The organism is Pseudoalteromonas sp. SG44-1, assembly GCF_014164315.1.
Classification (GTDB): Bacteria; Pseudomonadota; Gammaproteobacteria; order Enterobacterales; family Alteromonadaceae; genus Pseudoalteromonas; species Pseudoalteromonas rhizosphaerae.
The window spans coordinates 1-21,559 of the sequence record NZ_JACJEW010000050.1; the positions used below are offsets into that span (position 1 = coordinate 1).

13 protein-coding genes are annotated in these 21,559 nt (G+C 35.2%); all 13 read right to left on the bottom strand.

Features of this window, described 5'->3' with window-relative positions:
- Window positions 1-147 precede the first annotated feature (147 nt).
- Window positions 148-495, bottom strand: a complete 348-nt coding sequence (tnpB, locus tag H5187_RS18335; RefSeq protein WP_182793998.1) for an IS66 family insertion sequence element accessory protein TnpB — start codon at window positions 493-495, stop codon at window positions 148-150.
- Window positions 495-773 carry an IS66 family insertion sequence element accessory protein TnpA gene (tnpA, locus tag H5187_RS25200; protein WP_409072556.1) on the bottom strand — a complete coding sequence of 93 codons (279 nt, stop codon included), beginning with the start codon at window positions 771-773 and terminating at the stop codon, window positions 495-497. Before tnpA ends, tnpB begins: the two co-directional genes overlap by 1 nt.
- A 355-nt stretch (window positions 774-1,128) precedes the next feature.
- On the bottom strand, window positions 1,129-4,866 hold the full coding sequence (locus H5187_RS18340; protein WP_182793996.1) for a DUF2357 domain-containing protein: 3,738 nt from the start codon (window positions 4,864-4,866) through the stop codon (window positions 1,129-1,131).
- Window positions 4,863-7,538, bottom strand: a complete 2,676-nt coding sequence (locus tag H5187_RS18345) for a hypothetical protein (protein WP_182793994.1) — start codon at window positions 7,536-7,538, stop codon at window positions 4,863-4,865. The genes H5187_RS18340 and H5187_RS18345 overlap by 4 nt, the downstream gene beginning before the upstream one ends.
- Window positions 7,539-7,588: 50 nt before the next feature.
- Window positions 7,589-9,604 (bottom strand): hypothetical protein, encoded by a 2,016-nt coding sequence (locus H5187_RS18350; protein WP_182793992.1) that lies wholly within the window; start codon window positions 9,602-9,604, stop codon window positions 7,589-7,591.
- Window position 9,605: 1 nt separating this feature from the next.
- Entirely contained in the window at window positions 9,606-13,109 is a 3,504-nt protein-coding gene (locus H5187_RS18355; RefSeq protein WP_182793990.1) for an AAA domain-containing protein, read from the bottom strand.
- Complete coding sequence (locus H5187_RS18360; RefSeq protein WP_182793988.1) at window positions 13,106-14,584, bottom strand: protein kinase domain-containing protein; 1,479 nt, start codon at window positions 14,582-14,584, stop codon at window positions 13,106-13,108. Before H5187_RS18360 ends, H5187_RS18355 begins: the two co-directional genes overlap by 4 nt.
- A gap of 4 nt (window positions 14,585-14,588) precedes the next feature.
- A complete protein-coding gene (locus H5187_RS18365; protein WP_182793986.1) occupies window positions 14,589-15,314 on the bottom strand; it encodes a PP2C family serine/threonine-protein phosphatase in 726 nt (241 codons plus the stop codon).
- Complete coding sequence (locus H5187_RS18370; RefSeq protein WP_182793984.1) at window positions 15,301-15,852, bottom strand: hypothetical protein; 552 nt, start codon at window positions 15,850-15,852, stop codon at window positions 15,301-15,303. Before H5187_RS18370 ends, H5187_RS18365 begins: the two co-directional genes overlap by 14 nt.
- Window positions 15,827-16,513, bottom strand: coding sequence for a hypothetical protein (locus tag H5187_RS18375; protein ID WP_182793982.1), 687 nt, complete (start codon window positions 16,511-16,513; stop codon window positions 15,827-15,829). Before H5187_RS18375 ends, H5187_RS18370 begins: the two co-directional genes overlap by 26 nt.
- Complete coding sequence (locus H5187_RS18380) at window positions 16,501-19,440, bottom strand: ATP-binding protein (RefSeq protein WP_182798138.1); 2,940 nt, start codon at window positions 19,438-19,440, stop codon at window positions 16,501-16,503. The genes H5187_RS18375 and H5187_RS18380 overlap by 13 nt, the downstream gene beginning before the upstream one ends.
- A gap of 95 nt (window positions 19,441-19,535) precedes the next feature.
- Complete coding sequence (locus H5187_RS18385) at window positions 19,536-20,261, bottom strand: VWA domain-containing protein (RefSeq protein WP_182793978.1); 726 nt, start codon at window positions 20,259-20,261, stop codon at window positions 19,536-19,538.
- 679 nt (window positions 20,262-20,940) lie between these two features.
- Entirely contained in the window at window positions 20,941-21,288 is a 348-nt protein-coding gene (locus H5187_RS24685) for a hypothetical protein (RefSeq protein WP_259400264.1), read from the bottom strand.
- Window positions 21,289-21,559: the final 271 nt, after the last annotated feature.

A 21,559-nucleotide genomic window follows, 5' to 3' on the forward strand; every position in this document is an offset into this window, starting at 1 on the left:
TGCGCTTGAGTTGTTCTGGGTCGTCAGGAAGTGAGTGTGCATCAATTTTCATGTTCGCAATTTAACAGAATTTGACGGTGTTTTCTTGCTTGACGCAAAGATAAAACAGACGGTGTGGCAACGATAATTTACTGCCAATATGATCGATTAGATCATCGATTTATACCGCAACTCTTCATGACCAAGCACATCATATCCCGACAACAACCAATTCAGTTGCTCTGGACTGAGCTCAAATTCTTGCAGACTGGCTTTGTTTGGCCATTTGAACTTTTGCTTTTCTAATCGCTTATACCACAAAGCAAACCCCGTTTTATCCCAGTAAACCAGCTTGAGTTTATCCTTCGCTTTGTTGCAAAATAAAAATAAAGCGCCAGTATAGGCATCACGTTCAAGCTCACCCTCAACGATTGCGACCAGACCATCAATGGATTTTCGAAAATCCACAGCATCGCGGTGTAAGTAAATACACTTTGGTTCAACAAACATTTTCATCAGGCAAGCTCGCGTAGTAATTGGCCTAGATAAGATGCAGGCGTTGTGGGAAGCAAACTGACGTTTACTTTTCCGACTTCGAGGGTAATCGACAGTAGCTGTTCGGTGACGTCAACGTGTTTAGCTACTTTAGCGCGAACAAAGCTGCCCGATGATTCATTAAGCTTACTTCGTGCGGCATAAAAGCTTGTTTTTGATAAAGCATGTTGCTGGCAATAGTCAGTGATAGTTAAATCGCTGACTTGTTGTTGTTCAATAATACTGCGCCATTGTTCAATGGCTGCGTGTTTTTCTCATGGCTATCTCCTCATTGAAATTCGGAAATAGCTTAATCATTTTGACGAGTGACTGGCAGGTGCATTTTGCTAGACGCTTACCTTAAATAACGTTTCTAATTAGGTAGTTTAATTTTATGTACTACTAGTTAAGTTTTCAGCATTGTTTAAGGACCTGCACCAGAAGATGGTAGAAGTACAAAACTTAGTTGGGCCCAGCGATTCTCTCCTTCACAATGTAATATTTACAAGTTCAATAGATGGTGATTTAATTGATACTTTCGTTGCGTGTTTAGCCCATGCGCGTCGTAAATTCATTGAAGCGAAAGCTAATTACTATCGTTGAAACTACCCATTGCTATTCTGAAGAAATCTCACTAATGGTGATGCTACTAGCACCATCGTCACCCGATAAGTACATATTAAGTGCATATAAAATATCAGGAGTTTTATTAAAGGCTACTGGCTTATTAATATTACCTAAATGAACCCGACTCTTAACTTTATTATCTCGTTCCATAACATTAAATAATGTACCGCCTACATTTTCATTTAATAATTGTATTGCATTTAATAATTTATCTGAATTTTCACTACCTACTGCCATAGACCTTGCTATATCTTGCTTATCACTTGCGCGAAGTCGTATGAGTGCAAAAACTAGCTCTAATCGACGTAGTAAAGAATTCCATTTGAAGTGCTTATCATTGCTTTTAATGTTTAACTCATCCTTGGTTATGAAATCAGAGACCCTATTTACCAAAACATTAATTTGCTTACTTGTTAATTGGAAGACCAAAGACTTACTTCGCCAGATAGCCGTGCCCAATATTTCTAAACTAACTGCACGTGTTCCACCTATATCATCAATTGGCATCAGAATATTACTCAATAACCTTTTCTGCCATTCAGTTGAACAATCACCCAAAGCATAGGAAATATTCAACATTGATTGGCGTAATTTAGTTTTATTCTTAGTATTCTCAATTAATTGTTTAGCGAAAGATTCTGGCATTATACGATGGAAGTAACTTATAAATTGCCTTAACTCTTGTTCCATTTTACTTGGGGTATTAACGGTTAGAAGCTCTACTGCACTATTCAATGCTAGGTTAGCGCTTTCACGTAAGCTTCTCGGAAAGTCTTGACTAAGCATTTCTCGCTCTTGGTCAAATAGAGTTAAAATAGGGAATCGCCATTTTCCAGATAAACGATTAACCTCTCTCATAGGTATTGCACCAATTTCAGTTATATCATTGAGTTTATAGCCGCCCCTATCATTTTTAATTAAATTCCCTGAAATTTTATCAGGCTGTTTATTAAACACCCCATCTTCAAATTGGGCTTGATGTATAAATACTTCACCTATACCCAAATTAAGTTTTTGGCATTTATTACCATTTTTATCTTCGAAATAGTTTGAAGGATCTATCTGTAGTGAAATACGTTTTGAACTTTTTCCATTTACTAAGAATTCATAATAATCATGAACTTCATTAAATACGCGCTCAGACCATTCTAATATATCAGTCTCTTTTTTACCTTGAGAAGTAAATTTAATAAGCTCAGTAATAGTTTGTACTTTGGGGTATTCAGGGCATACTCTTTTTTGCTCTTGAGTCATCTCCCAATTCGACCATTTTGCAATTACTTGGTTAAAAGGAGCATCATTATCAACTGGGCTAAAAACTAATTGATAAGGCTCTTCATCACCGTAGGTATAACCTAAATCTAAAGTACACTCTATATCGGCTGCTAGTGGGAAGGCAGAATGTTCCAGAGTCAAGCTGTAACGCTTAACATCTTTTCCTTGCCCTTGAAAAATTGGTAACGCAATTTTTGTTTTTCCAGCAGGAATTGTAAACTTACTCTTAAGTTCAAGCGAAATACGCTTGCCTCGTTTAGGCTCTATTGTTGTTTTATCATCTACAAATACCAATTCAACCTCTCTACCTTCCATTGGCAAACGAGTTAATAATTTAGGGAGATGATCTCGCCAATAGACTGTATTTCTTTTTGCTGACATTAATTCAAAAAGGGCTTGTGAACCATGAGTAATATCTAGGTTTTTATAGATATTTTTACTATCAAAACCATTTGTTTTTATTGATGGGTCTAATGTAATGATATTCAGTGATGTAAAACCATTAATACCATTTTCTTTGAGTGAGTTAGATAAAGTACTTTTGGCAATATCAACATAATGAGATTTAACTTTTTCCCTATTACTTTCACTTAATGTATACCAGTTGTTTCTATATTTTATCGCAGGCTTTCTATTATTTTTTATCAACTCAGCATAACTAAATGACGAACAGAAAGCATCTATGACATCCTGAGGGTATTCCCCCTTGAGAGCTTGATTAATAAGTTTAATTGTTCCTTTATTATCTAATTTGAAAGACGGATGCCTCTCCCAATAAATTTTTTGTTTGCTGTTTTGACCAATAACAGGTGTTGCATAGAGCCCATTTAACCCCTGCTCTAGTACAACATATAACTCTCCTTTTTTTATAGGTAACATCGTTTTAGCTTGCATGGCAAAAACGGCTGCAATACTTTTTGGTAAAGGCGTCGCTCTGTAGAAAGCACGGTTGAACTCACTACGAATTACCTTAGAATCAAAATCACTAATGTAATCACTAACTAAATAATTAACCCTGGGCGTTTTCAAGCCTTTAGCAATTAGGTCTACGATTACACTTGCATTATCTTCATCATAAACAGATCCGTAGGTTAATAACTCTGCATCTTGGTCTAAGTCAATTGCGGTTGATAACGAGAGATCTAACACCTCTCCGGTATGATTATCTTTATGGGCAAGAAAACGTAATGGTAAAGGGCTTTCACTTTGTAGTTTTTTTACTGAGCCTTTTTCTTTAGCTGTATCTGAAGTTAAGAGGCGAACATATGGAATACTGGATGACAAGTTAATCGTTGCAAAAAAATCAGACTCTAACGCTTTAAACACCCTTGGTAAACCAGACTCTCCAAGCCAAGATTGAACAATTTGGCCGGCCATTATCTGCATATCTTGATTGAACAATGAGTAAGATTGTATTTGACGATTTTTTTCATCACATACTACAACCCCAACACTCGAAATATTTATCGTATAATATTTCTTCACATCAAAATTAGTGACTAAGATTATTTTAGATTCTTGATCATTACATGAAACTCTTATATCAATATATTTTTTTTCATTTAATCTATAGGATCCTCTAGCCTCTAGGTTTTTACCAAGTATTTCAACTGAGCCATAAACATGCTTATAGGTCAAATCAGTTACATCGGATGACAACATGCTTTCTAGAACGTGAACCTTTTTAACTGATTGTAGATGCGCAATAATCTCTAACCACAACCGATGTAAAAAACTAAACTCAATATTGTTGTAAATATGTGAAATTTCATCATCAAGTCGGTTAAGTTTATTACCAACTCGCCAAATTTTTTGATAGTTTTTATCTTCAAGTAATACATTATTGGGTGGCATTACCTGCCATGCTTTAATCTCTTTGACTTCTTCTTTACTGCCCCATAAATCTAGCTCTTGTGCTAACCAATCTTGATCATCATTTAAACCAACATTTTCGCGCTTACTCTCTAACAAATAATCAAGGTATTGAATCGTATTGTGAACAAATCTATTTTCTAATGTATCCAAACTATTACGCCGCGTTAATGCTAAAACATGGGGATTAACAGAAAGTTTTTGGCGAATATTATTCCCTGGTTGACGTGATAACCATTGTACAGAACGGCTATCTAACTGCTGCGCCTTATGAATAGGCACAAAATCATGCTCTCGAACAACTTTATAGCGCGGATAGTTGATCACCGTTTTTAACGCAGCATCACAATAAGATAATAGTTGGGTAAATTTGTCTTGAGATTGCAACTTAGTTGAAGTAGCAAGATGACTTAAGGCCATTATATCGGGTTCACCAGTGACGGGTTCAATAGTAATTTTTGATAAAAAAGTGTCCTGTAAATAAGCGACAAGCAGGGCTTTGGCATCTTTGTTATTCAAAGCACGGTAGAATTGGTCAAAAGTGCTCAATTCTACCGTGCTTATCATTTCATTATTCATGCTTGCACCTTAGGTGCGTTCTCTACTAAATATTCTTTAATATCTTTGGCATCAAATCCACTTATTTGAAGACATTCTGCGATTTGAGCTGGTAACAAGCCATCTATTGTAATTTTACTGTTTCTTGAATAGGTATTTAAGAGGTTAAGTTGATTTTGGCTTAGAGTTATTTTTTTGGCTACTATTTTAGGTGTATGAGTTTGTGGTTGTTTATTGAAATCATCAGGTATTGCTTTAACAAGTTCTAGATACTCTTTTTTGCTCTCATCATCATTTAAGTAATCAGCACTGCACCACATAAATTGACCATGTCCCATGACCATAGCACGCTCAAAATCGGCAACAATATTAAACTTTTTATCATCTAATAAAGCACGAATAGGTGATAAACAGCGCTCCTTACCAATCCCACGGGTTTCAATGCCTCGTAATTTTGGCATAACTTTTTGCACTAACTGATCTTCAAAAGCAAAATGTAGTGCTTTTTTATAATTAGCATCATCAAATCCATTAGCTGAAAATGCTAATACCAACGGATGATTAACCATGAAATATTCTATCGACTGCCAAACACGATGACCTAACGCTTTACCAACCTCCCCAAGATGATTATTAATACTCTCAATAATGCCTTTGTATTTTTTATGCTCTGCACCAGGTAAGCTACTTTCTAACTTAACCCAACGATGCCATTGCTTCGTTGACAAAAAGTGACTTGGGGCCTCTTTTTTTTCTAATTTTTTACGAGCAATTAATGTTGTAGGTCTTGGAAAATAAATAGTTACTCCACGATCCAGTACTTTATCCGATAGTGCCTTCGTAGTTTCATCTTGATTCATAGTCCCAGCGAATAGCATATTTCTTCCCAATGCCAATTTATGCGGTTCGTGTTTTGCACCAAGTTTAATGTCTATAGTGGGTAAATTGTCTTTATCAGCGGCGCGTCTATCCTCTAATTTACTCAAAAAGTCAGCGAAATACATTTCAACATGGGCAAGATTCATTTCATCCAGTAACACTAGATTCATCATGTCTTTTAAGCCATTAGGATTAACTGATTTTTCTGTTTGACTTTGGATCAGAAACTTCAAAATAGGTTGTGCATCAAATACGTTATCAATTGCATTGAAGTAACCAAGCATAGATTCTTGGCTATCCCAGTTCGGTTGAACTGGCACACTCATAAAGTTAATACCACCGAAATGAGAATACAGTTTTGGAAGCTCAGATTTACCAGTACCACTCACACCCGCTAATACAGTTAATGGAGACCATTCAGAAATTTTAAGTGCCGTATGAAAAGAATATAAAATTCGGTAGTCAAACTCTAATCCATAATTTGATACCTTCTTCTTAATAGTATTAAGCCAAGATATCTCCTTAGTGTCAGCAGGCCAAACGGGTAATTCATTTTCGCCTTTTAGTCGACTAATCACGCCGCTTTGAATCTGTTGCAAACGCTCTTCACGATTACTTTCATCTTCATAGCTTACTTTTAACCGATCTATTTCAGCTTTCAATTTGTTATTCTCAGCTTCTTTAGAGCTAAAAAGACTTTTCGATGTATCAAGTTCACTTTCCGCACGTTGTAATTGATAACTAAGTTGTTCTATATCTTTTACTTGGTTTTGTAATTGTTGATTTTCATTAGCAAACCGATCTGCACGATCTTGAGCATCGCTTAATTCAGCTTTAGCCTTATCATAATAATCCTCTATCTCTTTCGTTGGTCTTTCTAATAGCTCTTCATTTAAGCGATTAATTTCTTCTTTAGTTGCAGATAGTTCAGCTAGTACTCTAGCAGGCTCGGAGCCAAGTTGCTTCTCTAGATCTTTATACAAACCGAGTGATGTTTCTGCACTTTCTAAACTGTTACGAAGTCGCTCTATTTCATCTTCTTTTTGTTTTAAACTTTTTTCTAAGCTTACTTTTTTATCTATCACACCTTCATTGATATGTTGATCAAGCGCCTCCCTTTTTGCATTTATATCTGCGCTTTTAAGTTGATTCTCTGCTTTTTGTTTGGTGACAGTTTCAGTTTGCTTAGCTAACTCTTGCTGTTGAAACTCTAACTGTTCTCTTTTTTCTTTCAGCTCATTATCAAGGGCATTATGCGCTGCATTTTTACTCGCTATAATCTCGGCATTAACGGTATCTCGCTTTGCTGTGATTTCTGCATTAAATGCATCTAACAATGTTTGTTTTTCTTGTTGACATGCTAGCTCAAATCCTTGCTCTTGTTGCGATAAACGCTCAGCTTTAACTGTTAAGTCCTGCTGCTCTTTCATTAATTTATCACGCGATTGTTCGAGATCATTTTTCAATGAATCCAATTGTTTTTCTTTGTGTTTAACTTGTTCATCGAGTTGCTGCTTATAGTTAGCAACTTGATGTGGCAATCCTTTTTCAACATTAATACGTTCATGACTAAGTGCTATTTTTTCTTTTTCTAGGACATTCTGTAATTCTTTAGCTTTAGATAGTTCAATCGATAGCTGTTTTTTTTCCTCTAAAAGCAACGCTCTCTCTTGATCAATATCTTTTTCCTTTCGCACAATTTTACTTTTCTGCGCATTAAGTTCATTTTCACGTTTAGCCAACAATTCTTCTATATTATTTTGTTGTTGCGCTTGTTCATTATTTTTAACTTGTTTTTTTTCTAGTTTATTCATGAGATTACTTCCTTAAAAATACTTTTGGTTAACCTTTTGATTGGTTATGTTTACTCACCAAAACGTTCCATTAAATCATTGATCATTTTAAATACGGTAGTGACTAATTTCTCTAAATCTACTAATGATATATCAGCCTCTGTTAATCTTCTGTTATGCCCTCTAAGCTCGACTAATCGCGATGTCACCGACAATAAATTATCTCGTTTAGGAAAAGCCTCTAAATCATTATCATGGACACGATAAATGAATGCCATCGCATTAGCACCTAGAGTACTATCAACTCCTTGGCAAGCCCGTTCGAGGCGTTCTTTACTCGAATTAAGTCTATGCTCAATCTGGGTTGGTATGATTTTTCTTGCAATCACATCAGAACGACTTTCCGCAAGTAGCAAAGAAATATCCCGCACTGGTTCAAAATATTTCATTGCATGGTAAAAACTCTTCTGTAGTGCGGACGCACAATCTGTCACGGTATCGCTCAAATTATTTTCTAATTGTTTTTTTAATGCACTACGAATCACTTCAACGACATCAAGAGGAAGAGAAGCCTTTTGATGCCAATTAAAATGTTTATCCATTTCACGACTCAGAGTTAGTTCTAAATTTGTTCGGTGATCAATACCATTTTTAACAAACTCCTCAGAAATGTCATTTCCAAATACTTTGCATACAGACTCTATCCACTGATACCATTCTTTAATTTCTAATTTATCTTTAATTTCACTAACAATATCTCCGTGACTTGCCGCATCTCTCAATTTTTTGAGCTCATTGACTCTTTCAAAGAAATCAGGATTCTCTTTCGCTAACTCAATAAAAGGATGACTCACTGCTTGTTCTGCAGATATAGCATTTAACGCAATCATTGCAGTCATGTTGGGATCGTTATAATCTAAGTAACTAAATGTACCTTTTTTAATATTAAAGAAGTAGTTAGCAAGCTTGTTAGTATTAAACCCTATCTTTTTGACTTTATTCGCAATATTTCGACCATTAACTGATGCATTAGTTGAATGAATATGCGTTAATACATTCTTAACAGGGATCAATGATGCAGACCTTGCTAGTAAATTTTCTAATTCACTATATATACCTTTAAAGAAATCTGCTTGATTATCAATAGCTAACTTACGCTCTGCTGATGAAGTAATTGTATTGTTGATTATGTATTGATAAATTTTATTTAATTTTATTATTGAGCTTTCATCTATAAAATTCTCTGTACGATTAGCTCTCAATTTTTTCCGTTCAGCCTTCTCTTTAAGTTTCTTATATAACGAATTATTATGCCTTTCAAACCCTCTACTTGCCTCAGGATTAATACTTCCATTAAAACCATTTGTAACAAATACATCAGCACTATTATCAGGAATAAAAACCCGCTGATGTAAATATACAAGCTGAGGGGATTTATCTACCTCAATACTTGTTGCTGGAATGTTACAATATTCATTAAGCTCGTTATTTGTTAAACGCTCTTTTTTTAATGCATTACGGTAATTACGAATAATATTTAAAGCATCAGTGGGCGTTAACTCTGGTGCAACTTTTTTATCAAAGCTAACTGGCGCAGCCTCGACTTCTTTTAACTCACCACTAGTACCCATGTTAAATTTATATTTGTTTTTATCTTTTTGAGCGTAAAAAATAGGAAAGCCGTCTTTAACTATCCTAGGTAAATACATCTTATTCTTTATGTCATAGTAAACTGTCGCGGCAATATACTTAATATTATCTTTATCCAAGACTTTTTGCTGATTGGCCTCTATCATTTGTAATCGACTATTAATAAAATCTAATTGCTGTAGACGACTGATAATAAACTCGACTAACTCAACTTTTAATCCAATAAGCATTGCAATCTTTTCGACATCATGTTCTTTATTAGCGATTAGTTCATACACTACAGTTTCTAATGGATTGAGCGTGTCATGTTCCACTATTGGTAACGTGATGTTATATGCCCATAATGGATAAAGAAGTGCATAATCAGCTATCGGATCATGTCTGATGATCGATTCATTACAACTAATAACATCAATATAATCAGAAAAATTACTCACGCTAATCCACCTCTACTTTTTTATTTTTGTCACCAATAACTAATCCGCTGTTATCGCAAAGCTGTAAATAACTTTCCACTTGAGGAATCGCATTCTTAGCTCTATCTGACGAGACAAAAGCTTTATCGCCAAAAGTTATTAAAGCTCTCTTTTGTCTTGTCATACTGACGCACAAACGGTTTATTGACATTAAATGCCCAAAAATAGAGTGCTGTTTTATACTCTCATTATTTAGTGTTTGTTTATCGCAACTTCTTACGACTGATAGCAGTACAATATCAAATTCCATACCCTGAAAAGAATCAACTGTACCTATACGCAACCGTTCTTCAATAGGCTTACCAGTTTTATCCCTGAGCATTTTATATTGCTCACAAATTTGATATTCATCGCCGTTTTTTTCAGTTATTCCATTTTTAACTAATTCTTTAAATATTTCTCTAACTTGTGCTTTATAAAAACTAATTACTCCAAATGATAGCGTCTTGCCTTCCTCACTATTTATCCATTGACTCAGTTTTTCAGCTATTTTTTTCGCTTCAGCTGTTCGATAAGTACTCTTGCTGGCGTCCTTTTCTTCTTTTCCAGAGTAGTGAGGAACATCGACCCAGACTGCAGCTTGCTTTTTAATCCCCTTTAATTGATGAGAAAACAAGCTATCAGGTAAATCAGAGCGGTATGCTTCACCATGAGGTTGATAAAAAGTATCACTTGCAAATTCACCAAGTAAACGATGACTGCGAAACTGTGCATCAAGTGTAATAGTCCGTGTTATTCCATCTTGTTTTTCTAGTTTTTTTAATCTATTAAATAAATATTGGAACATACTGTGTTTAATATGCTCCTCATATATTTTGTTATCACCATCTTCATCTTTCAGAGCTTCAACAATTTTATCTTCTACCATATGTGGTAATTGACGATGATCACCCACTAAGATAATCCGATTTTCCGCTTGTACCATTGGAATCATAAGATCCCTTGGTGCAGCTCGTGCAGCTTCATCTATAATTACGGAATCAAAAATAATGGCTCCTTTACCGCCAACTTTAACCTTTCTTAATAATTTCCCCTCTGACTGACCTGTTGTTGCTCCATAAACTAAATTGTATTCGCTTATTGCTTTTTTAATTCCTAAGGGGTTATTCTCTAACTCAAATAGGTAATTTGATAAGATTTTATTTTGAGGATCTTTGATACTAGTACTTGACTCAAGCTGTGCTAAACAGCCTTGAATGAGTTCAACAACATCTTGGCGAACTTTAGACGTATTAAGACGAATTTCTTCTCTAAATCGTGCCAATAAATTCTTTTTTAATTGTTTCAATTCGTCTAAAAAATCTAGATTATTACCCTTTTCCCAAGTAATAGCCTTTTTTAATAATGATGAGTCTGACTCTGAAAGTTGATCAGAAAACTTATTTAAAAGAACTGAAGCTCGAGCGGGGCCATCATCTAAAAAAGCATTGTGAGTTATGCGAAGTGCGCGAACACATCTTAACTCGCTTTGATCTTTAGGACGTGATTGTTCAACGAGCTCATCTGATAAAGCTTTACATCGTACTGAAAGTGATTGTGGTCCAAAATCTGTAACCGCATCTAATCCTAGCTTTAATAATCTCAATGCTTTATGCGTACCAGGCGCGGATAAATAATTCTGATAAAAGCGATGCAATAAATCGTAATTAGTACTCAAGCTTAATTCAGGATTAACGTTCCGTACATCTTGAGCAACGTTATGACGCCAAAAATCAATTTTACTATCGCTACTAGATGCATTTAACTCCTCACCATTTTTTTGACCAAACTTGACTGACGGCAAACTATTAACACTTAATCTTGATAAGACGTTATCAACAGCATCGTGCTGATAACCAGATATTAAAATATCACCTTGAACTCCTTCTTTTTTATCAGAAATTTCATTTAAACGCTCAATAATAGCTGCGATTACTGTTGTCTTTCCTGTCCCAGGAGGTCCTTGAATAATGCAAATGTCAGGTGTATTTAAAGCACATTCAATGGCTATTTTTTGCATTGCAGTAGGTGGGTGTTCTGGAAATATTTTACTCTCAACATGGTTAGTAAGTGGTTTTATTTTGTTTGCTTTTTTACGCTGAGGAACCACGCCATCTTCTTCAATAATGAGCCCTAACAATGGCATTGCGCTAGTGCCCTGACTAATGCGCTCCCTCGCGGTCATGCGTCTTTCAACTTGTACCTGGTCTCCCATTATTGAGTAAATTAATTTTGCATTATCAGGTAAAAAGTCGACACCTAACACCAAGCTATGCTGGTTAACCTTTTTAATATCAATAATGAGACTCTCATTATTTTTTTGCTGTTTAATATTGCGGCTATTACTCTTGTCGGTTTGTTCACTATCATTTGACGTTTTATTTTGAGATTTAAATTCACCCCATTCTATTCCTGAATTTAGCCCATTTTTTTGTTTATAATTCTCAAATTGTGTTTTGCTATATTGTTCCCATGTCATATCTATATCTACTAAATACTCAGGGTCTGTAGATATCAACTCTAAGGAGTCACCTGATTTCAATTGTTTGCGATAATCTTTATTTACAAATACCTCAATACTACTGCCATCTTTATATAGTTCAAAATTTGTATACGATATATAATTAATCCATCTCGCTTTTTTAAGTAAGAAGTTACCTTCTTCATCACCGTATTTATCCCAAGTATTTAAATACCCTTGTTCTTGATTAGATAAAGTTTCCATTTGTTGTTTAGCATAAGCCTCTAAAACAACAGGATTATCAATATCTGAAAAGCCTAAGTTAATTTTAATTAATCGAATGGCTTTATTAACTTCTTTCCTACTTTTTTCAACTAACCTTTTACAGCCTAAATAAGTATCTTCACCTATATTGTATTCACCAACCGCAAGTTGAATACCTTCACCAATAAGAACCATGTTATTTGTTAGAGCAGGCTCTTTAAACGGAACACGTTCCACAGCATCATCACTATTTAAAGCTTTCTTCTCTAAATGTTCGATTTGTTTTATTTCATCGTAAGCAACTTGGCTCAGATAGGCGAATGCATAGTAATCCTTACTATTACTATCAAATCTAAACATAAATTTAGACTTTAAGGCCTGTGAAATTTCCTTAAAATCATTTCCTACCTTTAATTTTTTAGCTTGCTCTAAGGTATTAGCATCTAAAGCTAAATCAATATTAGAAAGGTTAATAGTGCCACCATGAATATAAACAATTCGCACTAAGTATGTACCGTTAGCAGCTATATTTGTCACACTAGCAAGTGCGCTATATCCCTTAGCAAATTGTATCGCTATATCATTCTCTTCTCTGGTTTGAGTGCACTTGAACATCATGCACTGACCATTTGAAATAAGTTGTAACTTTCCATGTTCATAAGATACTGAACACAATTGCTCACGTTCTAATACATTAGAATCATTTAATAGACGTATCCACGCTTGATGCTCAATCTCTGTGCGTATTTCTGTAATATTCATTTAACATCCTTAAGCGTGATCGTTACAAGTTGCGGGTAATCACCGTCAATCTGTAATAAAATTCCTTTTTTAAGTTCTTCTTCAGTTAACTCTAATTTTGAAACAAAGTTAGAAAAACGTTCTCCAGGAGCGTTTAACGCAACATTTATTTGTTGGCTATAACTAAAAGATAGTGATAATACCCAGTGATCACTTTCTTTGTAAATCCTAGCGAATTCATCATCAAAATCATCCAAACAGAAAGGTGTAAATAACCGTTTAGGCAAACAAATTTCGTCTTCCTGACGAGGTATAGCTGCACGCCATAGTTCAGAGCCAGTGAATTGGCTAATAGCATGTCGCTGTATCAAAAAATAACGAGGAGTTTTAGCTGAGCAATAAGGGCATTTATTTTCCGTTAAAGCATACTTTTCTAGGTAGCTCATATTGCATGATTCACATTCAATACTTAGATCTACGGCTTGAGCTAGCGCCTTTGGCCAATGAAACATTAGTGGACGTTTCCAAGAGTGTTTCTGTGCTTTATTAAATGTATGGTTGAAAAGTACTTGAAGCTTTTCTGTTAAAATTAATGTTCGAGGCAACCCAGATTGATTGCGGTTAGAGTCATCATCAGGAGCGTCTATAAAAGGCAGTAATCCTGCACTAGCTTGCTCATCGAGTGACATATTTGATGTTGATTCTTCTTCATCTGCCCAGTCTGCCCCATTATCTCCCTGCAATTTTTCTCCATAAAAAGGATGTATTAGTGATAACAATTTAAATGCTAAAACGGCAAAAGAATATGCATCAGTGCGTGAACTCGATCCAACTAATCCCAATACTAGCTCTGGAGCACCATATCCAGGTGTATAAACCGCTTTTTTCGAGTTTTTATTTTCAAAACGTAAATTATCTGCATCAATAAACCAAACATGGTTAAATGCTTTATTTTCGCTAAAAAAAACATTTTCATTGGATATATCACCATAGACAAGCCCCTGACCATGAAGCTTTGCAAGTTGTGTAGCACACTGCATCAATACTTGAAAACGCCTTTTACTACTGCCTGTTTGAGCATAATCAGCTAATGCGTGCGCTTCTTTAAAACGCTTTTCCTTCACAAAACCATCAAGCCATTGCGGATATTTTCGTTTTTCAAGATCTTTAGAAGGAATGGCAAAAAAATCTTCTATAGGTTTCATGTCACGTAGTAGTTGCATAACATAGCCAGCATGATCTTTTAATTTACAAATTGGTCTTGCTAAGTTGATATCTTGGTTTACAGGTAGTGTTAATAAGTTATTTAATTGTTCTTGATAGCCATGGATATAGTGCTTATCTGTATAAGGTTCGCCGTCATTAGTTAATACTAGTTTGATTGCAATATCAGGATCACTAGTAGTATAAACAATGCCTTGCCCACCTCTTCCTAACTCTGCCCCTATTTCGTGCTGTTGATGGTATTGATCCGTTACCTTACTGCCTTGATTCATTACATTAATCCTTCACTGTGTAAATACATGCGATAGTTTTATCATCTTGATGATTCGGCACTGGCCATGATTTAAGCCACCATTGGATTTCTTCTTTTGCTTGCTCTCTATCTAATGTCGAATAACGCTCAACAACACCTTTTACAAATGAAGTTTTTTGTTCTTGTAATAAATCATCGCTAATACCATCAGTCATTAATAAAAAAGAGGTAAACTCTTCAGCAGTCTTTACCTTCCAATTCCAGTGATTTTCTTCATGCTTTTCCTGTAAAGCAAATGTCTGATTACTAAAGGATATCTCATTAAAATCATCGATTAAAAAATTGACTTCATCTTGCTTATTAATAAAGGATAAAAGACCATCCCCCAGTTGTGCCATAAAAATAAGCCCATGACAGTGAATCACCCACAAACTTGTGCAGCTACATTGATTAGGGTTTCTATTTTCTAGCGCATCAATCCAATACTCGTGAAATTTACTCAACAACACTTCGGGTTGATAATTTATGTTTTCATGCCAGAAATGTGCAAGTTTAATAGCTGCTTGGCACACAGCTTTACTACCAAATTCTGAAAGTAATTTACTACCAACACCGTCTGAAACAACAATAACTTGTCCCCAATCAAAATATTTAATACACCATGCATCTTGATTGTTGACGTTATTCTTAACATGACTTGGTCCAATTTCGCTATGACCAAAATAGCCTAAATATTTACCATTCATCATCGTTGTCATCGTCACTGAATACATTTTCAGTTGCCGCTTCTTCAACCACTTTAGGCAATACGGACATATTAGAAATAGGTGTAAAAAATTTTTCTAATGCAGCGTCTAAATTATCTACAAGAAACAAGCTAGATTGAAAACGCTTAAGCTGATTAATATCAGCATCACAACCCAAGGCGACAATAACTAGGTTTGATTTTTTACCTAAGTTTAAAAGTAATTCTTCACTAAAGTTTGTATAACCGTCTGTTATCCAAAAAATAAAATTATTTTTATTGGACTGAAGCCAATCAGATATTACTTCCCCAGAGGTTCGACCAGTAGGCGGTAAAATAACAATATCGTTATTTTCCTCAAACTGTATTTGGTCAATGGAGTTACTCGCCTGGTAATATTCAACAGGCTCCTTAATATTGTTTAATTCAATAAATTGTCTACAAAATCGCAATGTATTAATGAGTAATTGCTCTTTTCCCAGTTCTGACATGCTTCCACTATTATCAAACAATATCTTATGCATTGGTGCTGCCTTTTTCATACTCATTATTTCGTTGTGTAATCAACTCTTCCGGTGTATTAACCACACTATCTAAATCAACGTCTTTTAATGCATCAGCCAAAACACTATAAACAGATTTGTTATCCCCCAACGATAGGTTTCGCTCAGAAAAAGATCTTAAATCAGCCGGTATCCCTATCGCTTGATAACCATTTAATATTTTATGTACCTGCCCAGATGACAAAGCCGACAAAGCAACTTCCCCCCAAAAAGTAGCAGGTATATCTATGGTATAATTTTCAGACACCCCTTTTGCGTATAAACTCGCACCAACAATTTGATTTATTTTTTTCTTTTCATCTGAAAGTGAATTGATTTCTTCGCGGCTAATTTCAATGTTATTTCGCAGGTGATCAATATATTCCTTAGCACTAGAAAAAGCGTCAGATTTCAGATCACTTTTATCTATTCGAGCTCCAAGATCAACCATGTCATTTTCGATATCAGCTTGCATTGGCATGAGGTTAAAAACTTTAGCTAACCCTCCAATTATATTAAGTGCGGTAGTTATTACTCCTCCCATATTTAACATCGGCCCTAAAACCCTACCAATAGCACCACATGCAGAACCAAGCGCTCCACCGATGGCACTACAACCAGCACTAATGGCAGTGAAGCCTGCTGTAATTAATCCAAACATACTATTTTCCTTCTCTTAGACTGATCTAAATTATACTGCTGGAGTGAAAAAGGCTGTTGCTCTTTTACGGCTTCCAACATCACATGTACAGCTTCTTGCCAATCTGGTAATTCATCATTGTTTTGTTCAAAATAAACATTGGCAGCAATGAAGTGTGATACCCAACGTAAATTAATATTTTGATCTGCTAATACGTTAATTTTATTAGCTAAATCCATTTTTTTTTCACTATTATCAAAACCGTAACTAATAACGTTTTCGTAAGCAGGTAATACATTACTTTCCAAAAGTGCTTGCCATGTTGTAAAGGAATATTCAACATCCTCTATACGCTTCAATATCTCGTATGAAAATTTAGCATATTCAGATTTTATTTTAGATATTACAAGCTTGCGATCTGGTACTGTATTGGCTGAACCAGGATTTATTTTTACTTGAACAGATTGTCGCCAGCCTTGGCTGAAAATAACAGCATGGCCAACATCGAGTTGCGACAAATAATTTTGTTGCTGTTCATTCAATGCCATCCCATTACCAACAGCATCTTTATCATCTTTTGCAATCAGCTTATGAATAATTTTTGTATTTGTACTTTTTATAACTTCTGGCATAAGTTTATTAGGGATCTGATCAACAATAATTAAACCTTCGCCATATTTACGGATCTCAGCTAACATGTCAGCGAATATTTCGACACCTAATTTTTCATTACTACTAGCCGCAATGCTTGGGTTAGCTAATAGCCGATGCGCTTCTTCAATTAAAGTCAGATGCCTGAAACTTGAGTCTTTTTCATGCCTATTTTTAACAGCCTGCATTAAATTAGTAATAACAAATCCCATCAGTAAGGATTTTTCTTGATTATTACGAATTTCTTCCAGCTCAATAACGACTCTCTTATCAAGTAAGGCATCAAAATCAATAGTCTGAGTACAATTGAGCATTTGCCCTTTCGCACCAACCATTAATCCTTGAAGCCTTGATTTAATAGAGGCTATATAATCTTTCTTTAAACGCTCATCAAAATTTTGACGTTCAACTTCCTTGTCAATTTCAGCAGATAAATCACTCAGTATTGGGTAGATAGCTGTTTCTTGAACGCCCATATACTTGGAGTAACATAAGTTCCAATCAAGATTTTCATAACATTTGTATAATGCAGCTTCAAATATTTGCGGAATGGCAGCTTCCATATCAAACGAAGCCATAAATGCAGCCTTAATCGTATCAATGCGGTTACTAATTGTTTCATTGGGTAAAAGTGCGAGTGGATTTAACCTCATAGGCGCTAAATCTTCTCTTCCTATAGTAAATACAAGCAAATCATCATATTCGGTGATCAACTCTCGATATTCAGTTTTAGCGGGTTCAATAACTAAAAAAGGTAATTTACTTTCTGCTAATAAATATTTACAGGTAGTGGTTTTTCCGTTACCCGTAGCACCCGCAATAAACACATGTTTATTCAATTCCTTTTTATTAATAGCAACAGGGTGTCCTTCACAAACATGCGAATTCTTTACCAAGCTACCAAGCGTAAGACGATCACTTTTTTCAGTAATGTATGGAGGATTTAAACCAAATGTTATTTTAGGCTCTAGGGCAATACCTGCTACTTCATCCTGCGGAATACCTGCTACTAGACTGAGCTCTTTTGTAGAATAAACAGCACCTAGCATCAAACTTTTTTTATCAATAATGCAACGAGATTTAAGCCAATGATTCATTTTGTATTGTGGGCTACTAACTTGTTTTTTTTCAACGTCAGCAATAGGAATTTGAAATTGCTGTGCAGCATGAACAGCTTGTTGGCTATTAGAAATTGTAACTAGTTGTAGTGGATAGCAATTATTACTATTACCTGAAAAAATAGATTTACAACTATTCCCTAGTGCTAATAATGTGGGATTACTTTTAGTAAACAAGCTAATACTACTAACAAACAGGCCACGACTTCGCCCATAATCAACTCTAGGTAGTAAAACATCTTCAATATAGCTTGCCCATTTTTTAGCTTGAGGGTTGATAACCTCTAAACTTAGGGTTTCACTCGCCCCCAGTGTTTTGCTCAGACTTGTTGAGCTACCTTGAGTATCACTATGATTACTGCCTGCGGTGTAAGTTGCGCCTTTGCTTATGGTATGACTATCGCCCCCCGTTTCGCTAACATCTTCAGAGTTCTTAGTCGTTTTTCCATGATTTTTTGCATCACTGCTTCCGCTATTTATCGCAATACTATTATTGCGACCATCGGAATGACTTTTGTTAGTTGAAGATGAGGCATTTGCACTATTATTTTTACCTAGTTGCAATGAATTTTTGGCTAATAAACTGAGTTGCTTAAAGGCATCGTGCAAGCCATTTTCTATTTCGTCTATTTCACTGGGTTGAAGAGGTGAATATGTGATGCTTAGTGCAAATTGTTTACCCATCATTATATTAATAATGGTGTCTACACTTTGATATTTCAAAGCTTCCCCTTCTCCTTGATCCCCTACTGCACCCTGTAAAAGACCAACATGGGAATAATTTTTAAGGGAGTCTACAATTTTATTTTGATCATCAAGTTCTACTAATTCACTGCCAAAAAAGTTCCCTTCAAAGCTTGGCTTCAAAATCATTTCCGCAGCAAGCTTCGCTGTCATAGGTGCAGAAATACGTGAAAAATTCCGTACTAGGCCAAAATATAAACTGACCCCGTATTCATCACCTTCCAATATATAAACACCATTAAGCCCTAGCCCAGATATAACACTAAATATATTTTCCAGTGATTGACGACTACTTTGTTCTTCAGCTATAGAAACACGAGTCAATTTATAGAAATGATATTCACCACTCTCAAGAGAGACTGTTGGTAAAATATTTTTAAATATATCTGGAGAAATTGGTTTTGATAATGCAGTCAATACCTTATTTAAATTCATCTCATTTGCTACGGTAGTTGTCATAATCGTCCAAAATATAAAGAGAAATTTCCATTGAATACAAAAATGTATTCAATGGTTAAAAATAATAAATTCTAGATAAAATCAGACTCACTATCTTCCACAGACATTGACTCTTCAACAGAATCAACAAGCGCTTTTGCTGCAGGTGAGATGTCTTTAATTTCTTGCTGAGTAGGCAATAAATTTGGGTTTTGTGATGCAGTACGTGTAGTTACTGACATAGTGACAAATTGGAAGAATTTTTTTATTTCTGTATTTTCTTTTGCTGTAAATACCTTATTTTCAGTACCTTCAACAAACCGATTCAATACGTTGTTATCTGCACTGGTGCCAATAGCCATAGCCATACGGTCACATTTACTAGAACGTCCTTCATTCACGAGCGCCTGCAAGGGCCGTTGCCATTCATCATTAGGAGCACCATCAGAAACTAAAACAATAGTAGGACGATATGCACGTGATGGCGTAGTTTCTTTATCTTCAATCATAGCTTTTGCCATCTTAAATGCAGTCCCCATAGGGGTAGCTCCACTAACATTGAGATCCTTCCATTCTATATTTGACGCAGATGTATAAGGTAATTCTAATTTAACTTCAGCACCAAAAGTGATAATAGAAACTAACAATTCTATTTCACTTTTTTCTGCCTTAGCAAAATCTACAATCATTTCTTTTACTGCTGAGTTTAAGTTGTCAATTGAAGAACCACTCATACTAGTACTAACATCTAGTAATAGGATGACAGGTAATGGTTTAGCTTTAGGTGCTGTAAATGCACTAGGATCGAACGCTTTCATATAAATTCCTTTAATTTAACTTCTATAAAAATACAATCATGTTCTTCTAATAAATATTGGCTAACTAGGCCTTATTACATAGAGTTCTATCTGCATTTTTTACATTGACTTTGATTAGTCGCCCCTCCTTTTAGATTTCGGTAACCAAAAATTGTTTCTAATTCAGCAGCTGTTCTGGCTGTAACACCACATTTCGGGCATTTGTGAGGTAACGATATTTTTCCTGACATATTTGTATCCATAAAGTAATGAGTAAAAGGTCTATATCTTATTAAGGTACTTAATGATTTTTCTTCAATTAATATTGGTCTTACAACCCAATACTTAAATATCAGATTAAAGCTTAATAAAAATGTGCGTATACATAGGGGGTAATCTCCATATCAATTAACGAATATGACTATTCGCATGTCCTTTGAGTGTGGTGGTTACAAGCCGTTACCTATCTAAAAACAAATACTTTAGTATTTATTTATTTTAAAAAACAATCTTATGAACTTTAGCTTAATAGTACGTTTTAAATTATATATTTCAAGCCAATTATATAAAAAGCACTTATTTTTTAGATGATTAGCATAGTTTACAAAATATAACCAATTTCTTATTTCGTAAACTATGATAGCAAAGCGGATGATAGGATTAGTTTTCACAAGCTTGTAAAAACTTAATTGAGTTGGTTTTAGCCTTTTTTGTAATCACTAAAATTAATAACATTGCAGCTATAAATTTTAGAACTTGGTGAATCCTCCACGCGTTGCTTTTCATTAATAAGCGATTGGCAATAACTCAATAACCGCTCTATGGGTATAAAACTTCTCTTTGCAGCGAGTTGTTTTATTGGTGGTGCGTTTAGGCTGGGTATTTGGGTAACCCAAAGTGCAGCGTCGCTAATATGGCCGCTTATGCTTAAATTGGTATTTTTAGCCCAGTGCGGAGTAAATTCTCTTTTAGATAATTCACTCAACAGCACAGCTATATCGCTGCGTGGAATAAGCTGATATACCTCAAATGTTTGTTTGCCATTCATACGCTAAGCGCTGAGTTAATTCCTCTTGTGTTAACTTTAAACTAACCGGTATAAAAAACGCAAAACGGCAATTCGCTTCACAAGCGATAATTGTTTTTTCACGGGATTTATAGCTGTTATCAATAATCTGCAATTGCCAGTTAAAATTATCGCGATCACTAATTAGCGTATTTACCCCAGCTTATTTACCTGGCTCATGAGATAAGCGAGGGAAATCAACTTTTAGACATTTATTAAGTCCGTTTGAGGCGCAAAGTTGGAGTTTCATATT